Annotated in this window: 14 protein-coding genes and 1 riboswitch; of the genes, 11 read left to right on the forward strand and 3 right to left on the reverse strand. The window is 34.3% G+C overall.

The features are described 5' to 3' along the window. The first annotated feature begins 160 nt into the window (after positions 1-160). The 3 genes from H6W52_RS09310 to H6W52_RS09320 all read left to right on the forward strand — a co-directional run bounded on the left by H6W52_RS09310 (position 161) and on the right by H6W52_RS09320 (position 2753). Positions 161-1123: a helix-turn-helix domain-containing protein gene (locus H6W52_RS09310; protein WP_116097877.1), complete on the forward strand. Its 963-nt coding sequence runs from the start codon at positions 161-163 to the stop codon at positions 1121-1123. A 97-nt stretch (positions 1124-1220) separates the two neighbouring features. Further along, the gene (locus H6W52_RS09315; protein WP_228459450.1) at positions 1221-2018 is read left to right on the forward strand and encodes a hypothetical protein; all 798 of its coding nucleotides are present in this window, start codon (positions 1221-1223) and stop codon (positions 2016-2018) included. Positions 2019-2078: 60 nt separating this feature from the next. Next, a riboswitch (cobalamin riboswitch) is annotated at positions 2079-2260 on the forward strand. A gap of 109 nt (positions 2261-2369) precedes the next feature. After that, entirely contained in the window at positions 2370-2753 is a 384-nt protein-coding gene (locus tag H6W52_RS09320) for an acyl-CoA thioesterase (RefSeq protein ID WP_076392338.1), read from the forward strand. Between the two features lie 90 nt (positions 2754-2843). Here the strand turns inward: H6W52_RS09320 and H6W52_RS09325 are convergent, their stop codons facing one another. Next, positions 2844-3434: an HD domain-containing protein gene (locus H6W52_RS09325; protein ID WP_087709479.1), complete on the reverse strand. Its 591-nt coding sequence runs from the start codon at positions 3432-3434 to the stop codon at positions 2844-2846. A gap of 303 nt (positions 3435-3737) precedes the next feature. On the opposite strand from H6W52_RS09325, the gene H6W52_RS09330 reads away from it, so the two are divergent. From H6W52_RS09330 to H6W52_RS09365, 8 genes are all read left to right on the forward strand, one after another. Further along, the gene (locus H6W52_RS09330; RefSeq protein WP_116097873.1) at positions 3738-5078 is read left to right on the forward strand and encodes a cytochrome P450; all 1341 of its coding nucleotides are present in this window, start codon (positions 3738-3740) and stop codon (positions 5076-5078) included. Between the two features lie 213 nt (positions 5079-5291). Further along, a complete protein-coding gene (locus H6W52_RS09335; RefSeq protein WP_072952756.1) occupies positions 5292-5621 on the forward strand; it encodes a PadR family transcriptional regulator in 330 nt (109 codons plus the stop codon). Positions 5622-5631: 10 nt separating this feature from the next. Continuing rightward, complete coding sequence (locus H6W52_RS09340) at positions 5632-7350, forward strand: PspC domain-containing protein (RefSeq protein WP_116097871.1); 1719 nt, start codon at positions 5632-5634, stop codon at positions 7348-7350. Between the two features lie 317 nt (positions 7351-7667). Beyond that, complete coding sequence (locus tag H6W52_RS09345; RefSeq protein WP_116097869.1) at positions 7668-8264, forward strand: 1-acyl-sn-glycerol-3-phosphate acyltransferase; 597 nt, start codon at positions 7668-7670, stop codon at positions 8262-8264. Between the two features lie 143 nt (positions 8265-8407). Beyond that, positions 8408-8842 carry a PaaI family thioesterase gene (locus H6W52_RS09350; protein WP_194304386.1) on the forward strand — a complete coding sequence of 145 codons (435 nt, stop codon included), beginning with the start codon at positions 8408-8410 and terminating at the stop codon, positions 8840-8842. 396 nt (positions 8843-9238) lie between these two features. After that, positions 9239-10354, forward strand: coding sequence for an RNA polymerase sigma factor (locus H6W52_RS09355; protein ID WP_116097867.1), 1116 nt, complete (start codon positions 9239-9241; stop codon positions 10352-10354). 15 nt (positions 10355-10369) lie between these two features. Then, a complete protein-coding gene (locus H6W52_RS09360) occupies positions 10370-11263 on the forward strand; it encodes a hypothetical protein (protein WP_116097865.1) in 894 nt (297 codons plus the stop codon). Positions 11264-11284: 21 nt separating this feature from the next. Then, positions 11285-12256: a chorismate-binding protein gene (locus H6W52_RS09365; RefSeq protein ID WP_116097863.1), complete on the forward strand. Its 972-nt coding sequence runs from the start codon at positions 11285-11287 to the stop codon at positions 12254-12256. A 349-nt stretch (positions 12257-12605) separates the two neighbouring features. On the opposite strand, the gene H6W52_RS09370 is transcribed toward H6W52_RS09365, so the two are convergent. Then, positions 12606-12800: a hypothetical protein gene (locus H6W52_RS09370; protein WP_076392320.1), complete on the reverse strand. Its 195-nt coding sequence runs from the start codon at positions 12798-12800 to the stop codon at positions 12606-12608. A 5-nt stretch (positions 12801-12805) separates the two neighbouring features. Continuing rightward, positions 12806-13408, reverse strand: coding sequence for a MarC family protein (locus H6W52_RS09375; RefSeq protein ID WP_087709463.1), 603 nt, complete (start codon positions 13406-13408; stop codon positions 12806-12808). Positions 13409-13446 lie beyond the last annotated feature (38 nt).

A 13446-nucleotide genomic window follows, 5' to 3' on the forward strand; every position in this document is an offset into this window, starting at 1 on the left:
AATTTTGCTAACTGAAAAACAAATTGCAAATATAGAGTCACATTTTTGAGTAGAAAACAAGAGATAAATGATAAATGACTTTTCATTGCAACTAATATAAAAAACTGATAATCAATATATTTTATAAATGATTTTCTGAATTATATTATATTAGAATATTATGGGGAAAAAAAATACTGAAATTGAAGTGCTGGATCTGAAAAGAGAACTCGCTAACCGATATATTTATGTACTGGCTGTAACTTTTATTACATGCATCCTGATTTTTTCATTTTACATGAAAGATCCGATAATGGTTTACTACCTCATCGGAGGTTTTTTTTCATTACTCCTTCCTTTTTACATATTGGGAAATCATTACGACCTTCTTAAAGTCGTGAAGGTTTTCATTCTTGTAATGCCTCTTTACAACTTGTTTATAGTATTCAGGTTCTGGAATATTTCAGTCTGCAGTTTAATATGGATTGTAGCCCTGCCCTTTTGGGCAAATATCTTTTTTTCGAAAAAAGAAGTGGTTATCTTCACGGTATATGCTATTTTTCTCATAAGTTTTTGCTGCATATTTGCCGGAAACGACTATTTCGGGTATCCTTTTAATGATCTTAAGAAGGGAAACCTTACAGACGCTTTTATATTTACTGTTAACCTTATACAGATATTTTTAGGAACATATTATAAAAGCCTGATTCAAAATATAAAGAGTAAAGAGGTAATTATAGAGAAAAAGGTTTCTCAGACTGCTGCTCCTGTTGCTGATAAAGATTTGCAACTTGCTGAAAATATTTTTGAGAAAATAGACAATGAGGTAATTGGCAATAAACTCTTCAGAAATGCAGATTTAACGATTTCCGAGCTCAGTAGTACAATTAAAGTGAATAACAATTATATTTCCAAAGCCATAAAAATCAACGGATTCGATAATTTTAATCATTACATCAACACACATCGTGTGGTATACGTAAAGAATAAACTTCATAGTGATGAACTGAAAACGATGACTTTGATGCACATCTATTCTGAAGCAGGATTTAAGAATCAGTCAACTTTTAATAAAGTATTTAAAAAAATAGAAGGGGTAACTCCAAGTGAATATATACAGAAAACCAGTACAAAGGTTTCATGACGGCTTTTTAAGTTTAAATTAATCAGTTTACTTTTATATTTTTGAAAAGTTTAAACAAATTTTAATTTATATATTTGAAGCGTCAAAAAATTTCATGATGATGTCTCTACGTAAAGCATTTTATCTTTCAGTTTTCAGTGTTTTTTCTTTTGCATTGGCGAAAGGTCAGAATAAAGTTCCTTTCGGTGTTGTAAAAGCTGAGGAAGGTTATGCCATGGTGCGTGTTCATAAAGACGATTACCGAAAAATCGTTGATAAGATCCGTATGAAAACAGGAGATGTTTTTATTTATGAAAAACCTGCTCCGGGAGAAACAGAATGGATCTGGATAAAATATCCTGAAAAAGAGGATACAGAAAAACCTTTCGTACGATACGACAGCATCACCAAAGAAGGTATGGTTAATAAAAACCGTGTGGTTTTTGTAGATAATTTACCAAAATTTACACCTTCAAAATCGAAAAACGGAAAATCTCTGATCTTTACAGACGACACTAATCCTAAAATTCCCGGAAACCAAAGAACAAAGGTTATTATTGACGTTTACCCTTCTTATGCACACATTAAGAAGCAGGAAAAAGATGCCAATGGAAACATTACTAAAGTTGACAAAGTAAAAGCCTGGGGCGTAGGAAAGGAATTGCCTGAAGGTTTAACCGAAATAAAATCTGTACGCGTTCAGCAACCGGGAAGAGGTTCTGTTTTTGTAAGAGATGCTATTAAAAATATGTTTCAGCCAACGATGGATTTCAATAACGTGGGTGTAACCGCCATCGATAACGATCATATTTTTCTTTATATGATAAATGGCTCCGGTGAAAACCGCTATACAACAATCTGGACGATCAAACAGGGAAAAGCTGAAAGCCAGATCATTTATAAAACTCCTGAATAATTCATTAATTATCATTATTTTTGTACCCGAAAAGCATGAGTATGGACTCTTTTCCAGGCTGTGACTTTTCAGGAAACTGGTTTTGCTTAACTGCAGATTAAAAGGGAATCGTGTGAAAATCACGAACTGTCGCGCAACTGTAAGTAACTAAAGTCTTTATAAAAAAAATCCACTGTGTAATTCATGGGAAGGGAATAAAGATGTTACAAGTCAGGAGACCTGCCTTTTTCTTCATAACAAAAAACTTTCGCGATTTGAAGTTTGTTGATCTAATGGATACTCAGAGATTTCTGTCTCTGCTTTTTCTATTGTTCTTCTATTTTTTCATCTCGCTTTAATTAATAATGATATATGACTACAGAAGAAAGAATTGAAGCATCTGAAACCCGAATTTTCAAAGCGGTTTTCCCGAACACAACCAATCATTACGATACGCTTTTCGGAGGTACAGCAATGCAACTGATGGATGAAGTGGCTTTTATTGCTGCCACCAGATTTGCAAGAAAACGTGTGGTAACCGTAAGCAGCGATAAAATTGATTTTAAAAGGTCTATTCCTGCCGGAACCATTGTTGAACTGATTGGAAAAGTGGTTCATGTCGGAAAAACGAGTATGAAAGTAAATGTGGAAATTTTCACGGAACAGATGTATTCGTATGAAAGAGAAAGAGCAATCGTAGGAGATTTTACTTTTGTAGCGATTGATGAATTCAAGAAGCCAATTCAAATATTATAAAAAAGGTTCCGGCGACCTTCGGTCGCCGGAACTCTATATTTTCAATGTTCTTTAAAGCGGTTTCGGCGGGCTTTGCCCGCCGAAACCTTTCTATTTCAATACCTTTTCAGTTTCCAGATTCTTCAGCAGCAGCAACTGAAAAGCCTCTCCCAGTTCATCGGAAGCTCTTACAATGGCATTTTCCAGCATATTTCTTATTTGCTTTTCTGTAACGCCGGCTTCTGTCCAGCTCTTTCCTGAAGTGTGGGAATTTAAGATAAAAGGCATAATACGATCGATTGCGCAGGCAAAAATTGCATCAGGAGTCTGCTCTTCCTCAAATTCCAGCCAAAGATTAAAAAATTCAGAGCGCAGCGGTTCATCTAAAATTCCGAAAATTTTCTGAGCTGAAACTTTCTCTCTTTCAAATTTACCTGCCATTGCCGCTTCATCAAATAAGAAAGTATCTCCTGCTTCAATTTCTACCAGATCATGAATAGACAACATTCTGATTACTCTTAATAAATCGATATCTGCTCTGTTCTTTGCATATGGGAAAAGGATCTGCGCCAGAATAATAATCTGCCATGAATGTTCCGCCGTATTTTCTCTTCGTGAATCGTCTGCATTGTAATTTCTTCTTTGTACGTTTTTCAGGGCATCAACAGCCAGAATAAAATCGATTTCTTTTTGTATTTTCATTGTATATAATTATTTCGAGACCATCTATTTCTCAATCACTTAAAAAAAGTTTTGACAATTTTTCATTTAAAAGATTCACATTTCTAAAAAAATATCAATTAAAAAGATCCCAGACTTTTATGCTTACGAGAATAATGTTTATTTTGATAATGAGTTTATGATAAATCTTTCGTCTGCTTTATGGTTAAAATTTAAAAAAGCATAAAATTAAAGCGAGTAAAATGGCAATACAAAAATAAGACTTTTAGCTTTAAACCTATTCTAATTCACAGATTAGTATTACTTTTATTATAAATATTCTACATGACTCCAAATTACAATTATCCTACAGAAATTAAAGGAAAAAGAAAACTGTACTCTCTTTTTTATGGTGTAAATAATCCCTTAAAAGTCATCAGCGGAAATCATAACATTGCCGGAGACACTTTCCATCTAAAAGCCAGTGTAACAAATACTGATTTTATCTTTTCTCAGGATAAGGAATTTATTGAATATGTTCTAAAACAAAACCATAAAAACTATTCTAAATCTGATATACAATCGGTTGTGTTAGGAAAATATCTCGGGAAAGGACTGCTTACCAATAACGGAAAAGACTGGCTGAAACAGAGACGCCTCATCCAGCCGGGATTCAGTAAGATCAAAATCTCCGGTTTAATCGGCATTATGGAGGATGAAATTGATAAAGCATTTCAGAATTTTCCTCAGGAGCCGGAAACTGATTTATATGATTTTTTTCACACACTCGCTTTCAACATTGTTGCGAAAACACTTTTCAGTTCGGATATTGATGAGGAAAGTGTGAAAGAGCTGGGAAAAATCATTACCGAAGTTCAGGAAGTCTTTGCCAAAGAAGTAAGAATACCTTTGTATACGCAAGTGATAAAAAGTCTTGGAATAATGGATAAAATAATGAAAAAAAATAATGAAGGGAAAAATATCATTAAAAATGTTCTGGATAAAAGAAGAAGCTCAGGTGAAGAAAAAAATGATTTGCTGGATATGCTTATTCAGGCACGTTATGAAGACACACAGCTTCCAATGTCTGATGAACAGCTAATTGATGAAATGCTCATTCTTTTCATTGCAGGACACGAAACCACTGCCAATGCTTTAAGTTTTATCTTTTTCGAGATCAGCCAAAATCCTGAGGCCGAAGAAAAACTAAGAGCTGAAATTGCAGCAGAAGGTGAAAATGCTTTTGGAACAGAAAGCTTAATGAAAAAATCTTACACCACAAATATCATTAAAGAAGCAATGAGACTGCATTCTCCGGCATGGGCAATCGACCGGCAGGCTCTGGAAGACGACAGTTTTAAAAACTATTCATGGAAAAAAGGAACTTTAATAATCCTTTATATTACGGGTCTGCACAGAAATCCGAAGTACTGGAATGATCCCGATTCTTTTATTCCTGAACGTTTTGATGATGAAAATGCCAAGAACTTCCCTTACTACCCTTTCGGAGCTGGTCCCAGACTTTGCATCGGAGAACACTTTGCTATGATGGAAATGGCACTTATCGTCCGTAGATTCTACAAAAACTACAGTTTCGTATCATATCAGAAAGAATTAAAGAAAAAAGCTTTGGTTACTTTAAGAACATTGAGCCTAAAAGGTAAAATTGTTAAAAATATGATCTGATTTTCATAAAATTCTCATTATATAAAATTTCTCATTAAAAATAACTAAACTGATTATCAATTAGTTAACCTATTTATTTGTATTTTTTCACTACTTTGTATTGCATAATACCATTTTAATTACATATCTTTGTAATGTAAAATCGAAACAGGTACAACTAGCTAGGTTCCGGGTTTCGAAAATTATGTAACTAATTAACAAAACTTATTAAAGATGAATACTGAAAATACCAAAGCGCAAATGCGAAAAGGGATTCTGGAATTCTGTATTTTAAGTCTCATCAATCATCGCGAAATGTACGTTTCCGACTTAATCGATGAACTGAAAAAAGGAAAACTGGATGTTGTAGAAGGAACACTCTACCCTCTTTTAACAAGATTAAAAAATGGAGAGTTTCTTTCATACAGATGGGAAGAATCTACAGGAGGACCTCCGAGAAAATATTACCAGATTACCGAAAAAGGTAAATTATTTTTAGATGAACTTCAAAACACCTGGAACGAATTAACCAATTCAGTTAACCAAATCACTCAAAAAAATTAAAAACAAAGCTATGAACAAGACACTCTCAATAGGACTCGCAGGTTTTTCTTTTACCATAGAAGAACACGCATACATAAAACTTAGCGATTACCTGAATGCTCTGAGAAGCTCTCTGGATGCTTCGGAAGCAGATGAGGTAATGCATGACATAGAAATCAGAATGGTAGAAATCTTCAAAGATTCTATGGCAAAACGTGAGGTAATTAACGACTCGGATGTAGAAAGAGTAATTGCACAGATCGGAAGCCCTGAAAAAATCGAAGAGCAGGAAGAAGCTTATTATTCTGAAAAAAATACCAAAAGAACAAACACTTCAGGAACCGAATATTCTGATAAAAAACAATTGTTCCGTGATCCTGAAAGACAAAAAATTGCCGGTGTTTGCGCAGGTTTAGCTGCATACTCTGGTATGGACATTACTTGGATGAGATTAATTTGGGTGGGTGCATTTCTTTTTCTTTGGGTTGCCCCTGGATCTTCGTTTTTAATTGTCCTTTTATATTTTATTCTTTGGGCAGTTTTACCTAAAGCAGAGACTGCATCAGATTTTTTGAAAATGAAGGGAAAACCATTAAACTTTGACAATTTAAAGGAAGAATCTAGCAAAATTGTACAATTCGCTAATGAGACAACAACAAGAGCAGGTGAAATCTACACTGAAAACAAGCCTTACATCAGCAATGCAGGAAGCGGAATCTGGAATGTTTTAAAATATATTATTGGAATCTTCTTCGCTTTTATGGCTGTAAGTAGTATTATAGGTGTATTTGTAGTCTTTGGACTTTTTGGAATTGATTCAAACTTTCCTGGAGCTGATGAAATGAAATTTCTTCTTGATAATGATGGACTGTACAATGTATTCTTAGCATTAATTATTGTTGGATCTTTGATTCCTGCTGTCCTTTTCAGTTTACTTAGTATTAAAATCTTTTCGCCAAAAACAAAGTTGCGAAATATCGGTTGGGTCTTAGGCGCTTTATTCTTGACAGAAATATGTCTCGGAACATTTTTTGGAATTGGAATGGCAAAAAAAGAAATGTTCCTGAAAGGTCATAAAGAAGATACAGAAGAAATTGCGATCAACACACAGTCAGACAGTATCTATGTAGATTTCAAGCAGGTTTCTATTCCTCAGAACTTTAAAGGATACGATGATGATCTTTATTCAGACAAAGTTTCTGTATACGAAAGAGACTGGATGCATGTGGATGTAACGAGAAAAGCAGACATCAAAACGCCTTATTTAATCATCAAAAAAGAAGCTAAAGGATACAATCTTCCGTTAAATGTAAGCGTTCCTGTAGAAGTGGTAAATAACAGAATTGTTCTTCCGAACTACATCAAATATCCTTACGAACACCGTTTCAGAGATTACAGCATCGATTATGAACTGGTACTTCCTTTGAAAACCGTAGTGGTCCCTGTAAAAAAAGACGGAATCAGCTTCAACGGAGATCTTAACGCAGACGGAATTAATGATGACGATCAGGAAAGAGACGAAGACGGAAACATCAAAATCGAAAAAAATAAAATTACCGTAAACGGTTCTACTATTGAATACAACTCTGATGATGAAGACAGCATTATCGTTAACGGAAAAAAAGTTCCGAGCAATAAGGCAGATCAGGTAATCGATTCCATGAAAAGCAGCATCAAAAAGATGAAGGGAGCCAACATCGACTTCAAGGTAGACGAAGGTAAAAACGAAATTTCCATACAAACCAAATAACTAAACTGCAGAGAGTGGCAGAAGGTGTGAATGAATAACACAACCGTTTGAAATTCACACTCTTCTTCTCTCACTGAAAACGAAAAAATATAAAGATTTTGTTCGCTATGTTAATAAAAATCTTTACATTTGTGTAGTAAAAAATTAAAACCAAAACACTCAATAAAAATTCAATAATCATGGTACAACTGGCACTAGAAATTGTAATGAAAATTGTTGATTTAATCAGCAGTCTGTTTTAAGAGCGATAATATTTCAATATATTTGTAAAGTATAACCACTTTGGTTATACTTTTTTGTTTTTAATCTAAAACTATATGAGAAAGCTGATCGGCAAACTGCTGCTAAAATTAATGGGCTGGAAAGTCGTTCTTCAGGGCGACGAAAACGTTCTGAACAGATGTATTCTTGTAGTCGCGCCACACACGCACAACATGGAATATATTTTAGGAAATCTTTCCTACTGGTCTCTGAAAAAACCATTAAAAATCATCATCAAAGATGCACACACCAAAGCTTGGTACGGAAGCGTTGTAAAAGGTCTGGGCGGAATCGGGATCGACAGAAGCCAGAAGAATGATCTGGTGAATTTCGTAGCCAAACAGTTTGAAAAAGACGATTTTAGTCTGGTCATCACTCCCGAAGGAACAAGAAGCTGGGTTCCGAAATGGAGAAAAGGTTTTTATCACATGGCTTTAGCGGCTAAAGTTCCTATCGTTCTCGCGGCCGGAGATTTTAAAAGAAAAATCATTTATCTTGGCTATACCATTCCCTACGAAAGAATTGCATCTGCACCGTTTACAGAAATTATGCAGGAAATTCAGGATTATTACATAAAAAATGATATTGTTCCTAAAATCCCGGAAAACTGGAACCCGAATATCATGGGAAATGATACTGAGGCGAAAGTTTAGGAGATGGAAGCTAGATGCTGGAAGATGGAAGTTAGAAACCAGAGGCTAGAAGCCAGAAGCTAGAAGCCAGAAGCTAGAAGCTAGAAGCTAGAAGCTATCAAAATTACTCATTACCAATTACTTATTATTCATTATTAAAAAATATGTTCATAAAAGATAAAAGCAAGAAAGAAATATTAGAATTCATCAATAACTGGGGCGGAGAAACATTTGCAAAAACTCTGGATATCAAATTCACGGATATTGATGTTGACAATGAAACATTAACTGCAACCATGCCTGTTTCACCAAAAATTCATCAGCCTTTCGGAATTATGCACGGTGGCGCAAGCTGTGTTTTGGCAGAAACCATGGGTTCAAGCCTGTCTAATATTTTTATTGATGGTACAAAATATTTCGGAGTGGGAACCAACATCAATTCCAACCATTTAAGAAGCAAAAAAGACGGAATCGTAACAGCCGTTGCAAGATTTATCCGAAAAGGAAAAACGATGCATGTTTCAGAAATTGAGATCCGCGATGAAAAAGGTCAGCTCATCAATCATACCACGATGACGAACAATATCATCAACCGATAAGATTTAATTTTCACTAAAAAATACCAAGCTCAAAAAAAATTTGAGCTTTTTTTATTTTCCTGCTGCAACCTTTTATTTTCTCTGCATCTTATAAGAAAATAATAACCATGAAAACTTTAAATTTATTTTTTAATGACCTTGTTCATTTATATAAAGATTTAACTTTATCTTGAAAAGATCAAAATTTTATATATTGCCCGTAATTGGTCATAATTGAAAATCTTTGAGTTCTTTGCTGAGTGAAACGCCTTTGCGAACTTGAAAACAGTTAGTATATAAAAGAATCTTAGCGATCCTTTGCATAAAAATTAAGCATTATGATTAATAACGGATAATCAAAAAATTTTAATAATACTTCCGGTAAATAAAAACCTACTATTTGCCGCGAATTAAATTATGAAGCAAAACAGCAACTTCAACTGGCAGAAAATCTATCTCGATTATTCCCCGAAACTTCTGGGAATATGCAGAAGATATATTGATGATATTTACACGGCAGAAGACATCGTGCAGGACAGCTTTATTACCGCAATCCAGAAAAACGATCAGTTGAATGACGAAAAGGCTCTCTTTGCCTGGCTGAAAAAAATTGTGGTAAATAATGCACTGCAACACATCCGCAAACACAGCAAAGATGCTTTTGTAACTACAGAACCTTCGGAAATCCCAGATACCTATTCAGAAATGGACCATCATTTATCAGAAGAAAAAAACGTTTTCGTTTACGACTTCACCAGTGAAGAACTGCTGTCTTCTATCGACAGTCTTCCATCCCATCACAAATCCGTTTTCAATCTGTATTTTATTGAAAATCATTCTCATGCAGAAATTTCCGGTTTATTGGGAATTACCGTAAACACATCAAAATCTCACCTTTTAAGAGCTAAAAAAGCGGTTCAGAATTATCTGATGAAGAATTTCGTCAAAAAAAATACTCCAAAGAAAAAAATGGCGCAACTGCTTGTTGTTTTCGGACTTGGCGGATTGCTTTGGGCGCAGACTTTTAAAAGCAAATTTGCTGATTTTACCATTCAGCCATCAAAAAAATTGCAGATTCCTTCCGATCTTAAAATTGATAATGCTGCATTTTCATCATCCGGTAAAAGCCTGAAAAAGAAAATAATAATTGGAGGAACGTTTTTAATCATCATCATTCTGTCCGTTTTTTTTATAAATCCGAAGAATTCTTTTTTCTCAAACAATCATGATTCAGTTTCATCAACTTTTAAAAACAAAGGTCAAATAAAAAATAAAGAGACTAAAGAATATTTAGAAACTATCAATTTCGATAAAAAAGAAAAATCAGACAATGATGCTGTAAATCAGTCAGCAACAAATATAATTGAAGAGAAAAACACTTCAAAAACAAAAATAAACGACGATGAAACAGGATTGAAAAGCAAACCGGTTTTAAAAAAAACGGCTGCAAACGACACCATTGAAGAAATTCCGCAGAAAATAATTGTCGTTAAAAAAATCATTAAAAGAGACACCGTATTTATTGAAAAATAAATTGAAAAGCAGAATATGTCCTTCCAAAAAATAATACTTCTTTTTCTCATCGCTTGTGTTAACTTTTCGTTTGCACAGAAAATCAGGAAAAAGAAAATTGATACGGTTTACGTCTACGAAAAAGTAGTCGTTTATGATACCGTATATCTTATGAAGCCTTTAAAATTCAAGTTGAATGATGTTGTGATGAAAACACCGACCGTTCAGGAAACGAAATTTGTGACGGATGTATACAAACAGGAAATAGACAAACAGAGGGCTTCAAGAAGAGCAAGATTACGAAAACCGGTGACCTTTCAGTACGGAATTGAAGGCGGATTGGGTATAAAAAGTGCAAACTGGTCTTTAGAAAATAAACCGCAGTTCGGGGAAAATCTCGGAATCTGGGCTTTCAAAAGTTTCTTCGATTCTCAGTTTTTAGTCTGGCTTTCTGCCAATGCGTATTACTGGAATTCATCCTTCGATCTTGATGCCAACAAAGAAGACACCTTTCTGAACGGATATTATTTTACAAAAGATAATCAGGCACTTTTATTTCGACGATTTAACAATGAACATTTTGAATTTGCTCTTCAGTGTAAACTGATGTATAACTGGAAAAACTTCCGTCCGTTTGCAGGAATTTTACTAAATAATCAGACTTATAAAATGCAGTTTCTGACTCCTGAAAATGACGCTTTAACCAAACTGGAGGATTTTAAAAGCACACAGACCAATCTCGGATTTTCTTTGGGGCTTCAGTACAGATTGCTGCGACGTTTCATCATTTCTGCGGAATATCAGCATTACAGCATCAAAAATATTTCCTTAAAAAACCCTGACTTTGATTTTGAGATTTTTAAGACTAATAATACCTTTGCAGAAAGAAAAATCAATGTTGGAATTTCTTATATTATTTCCCGACTCTGATTTTCTAAAAAGCTTCAAACAATGATTTATTTCAAATTTCCATTCGACGAAAAACTGTATTCCACAGATGAAAATTCCGGCGAAAACCCTATCAGTTTTTATTCTTTTGATGGATTGGAAAGATTGGATTTTGGAGGAAAAATTATTGAATTAAACCTCGAAAATTTTAATCAGACAGCAATTTCAAGTAAGATTTTATCTGAAGATAAAAGTGGATTTGAAGCCGAAACCAAGGAAGAATATTTAAAAAATCTTGAAAAAGTAATTGCGGTTATCAAAGAAAATCAGCTTCCTAAACTGGTCTATTCAAGAAGAAAAATTTTCACAGATTTTGAAGAAATTAATCTGAACGAAAGCTTTAATCATCTTTGTCAATCCTATCCGAATGCATTCCGATATATTTTTATCAATAACGGAAATTCATGGATGGGTGCTTTTTCAGAAGTTTTAGGAAAATTCAGTAAAAGAACGTACGAATTTGAAACGATGAGTCTCGCAGGAACGCTTCCCGTTTCTGAAAACTGGTCGGAAAAGGAAATTGAAGAACAGAAACCTGTAACGTCCTACATCAGAAATATTTTAAATCAGTATTCTGAAAACGTAACGGAATCTGAAACCTACGATCATATTTCGGGAAACATCAAGCATCTCCGAACCGATTTTAAAGCCCAAATTAAGCCTGAAAACTTAGATCAGATTATTCAGGAATTACACCCCACTCCTGCTGTTTGCGGAATTCCGAAAGATTTCTGTAAAGAAGAAATTCAGAAGATTGAAAAATTTCCGCGCGAACTATACGCAGGATATATTAAAATTGAGACTGATGAAACGGTACAGTATTTTGTTAATCTTCGCTGTTCAAAACTGTATAAAAATGCGGTTCATTTATTTGTAGGCGGCGGAATTACCGCACAAAGCAATCCCGAAAAAGAATGGAAAGAAACGGAGCTGAAATCGGAAGCTGTTCTGAAAAATCTGGTGATTTTAAAATAATAAACTTCTTTAAATTTTATTTGACCGAAGAAGAGGCAAAAGATTCAACAATTTGTTTAAAGTAAAATGCTAGAAAACTCTATAGAGTTTTATCTGTGTAGAAATCATATTCGAAAGACGTTCGGTGTTCCGTAGGAACGCTATCTTTATAAAATGTATCGTATCATGGATATCAATCCTACGGATTGATTAATAGACTTATTCTTATTTCTACACAGATTCTGCTCCTAAAGGAACAAAACTCTTTACTTTAGATTTTTATTATTTTGAAAGCTAAAATTAAATAAGAAGCAGAAATAAAAAAGCCTCCTTCAGACTAAAAGAGGCTTTATATAAGATTGTATTTCAATTATTTTCTTACTCCAATTTTGCTCCATGTATTCATTACAAAAAGCAAAATAAGACCTATTGCCGCTGAAGCTATTGAGAAAACAAACTTCAGGTTATCCTCAGACAAAATATCCGATTGCCAGTCTAAAGCATAAAGATTAATTGCGATAAACACGATAAACAGTACCAAAAATACTTTATAAAACTTCTGCATAACTCTTAAAAATTAATGTAATTCTGCACCAATTGCGCAAAATTCGCGGTGAATAATTTAATTGAAATCGCCAACAGGATAATTCCGAAAACTTTCTGTAAAATAGCGAGTGTTGCATCGCCCATTTTCTTCTCCAGCCACGTTGCAGATTTCAGCACCAAATATACGAAAATTGTGTTGAGAATAATTCCAAAAATAATGTTAATATCATGAAACTCGGCTTTCAGAGACAGTGTAGTTGTTAGAGTTCCGGCTCCTGCAACCAGCGGAAACGCGATGGGAACGATGGATGCAGCCTTTGCTTCGGAAGTTTTATTGATCTCAATCCCCAGAATCATTTCCAGGGCTATGATAAATATCACAAAAGCTCCCGCAATGGCAAAAGAATTAACATCTACACCTATGAATTTCAGAATTTTGTTTCCCACGAAAAGGAAAACAAGCATAATCGCTCCTGCGGTAATCGTTGCTTTTTCAGCTTCTATCTGTCCGAATTTCTGCTGTAAACTTACCACGATCGGGATAGAACCGATGATATCAATTACTGCGAAAAGAACCATAAAACAGGTAACAATCTCTTTAATCGAAAAATCATTAAATATTTCCATTTCCTTGCAATTAATAATTTCGCAAAAATATGAAAATA

Origin of the sequence: Chryseobacterium sp. C2(2020) (genome assembly GCF_014218915.1) — a bacterium.
In the GTDB taxonomy this organism is placed as follows: domain Bacteria; phylum Bacteroidota; class Bacteroidia; order Flavobacteriales; family Weeksellaceae; genus Chryseobacterium; species Chryseobacterium mucoviscidosis.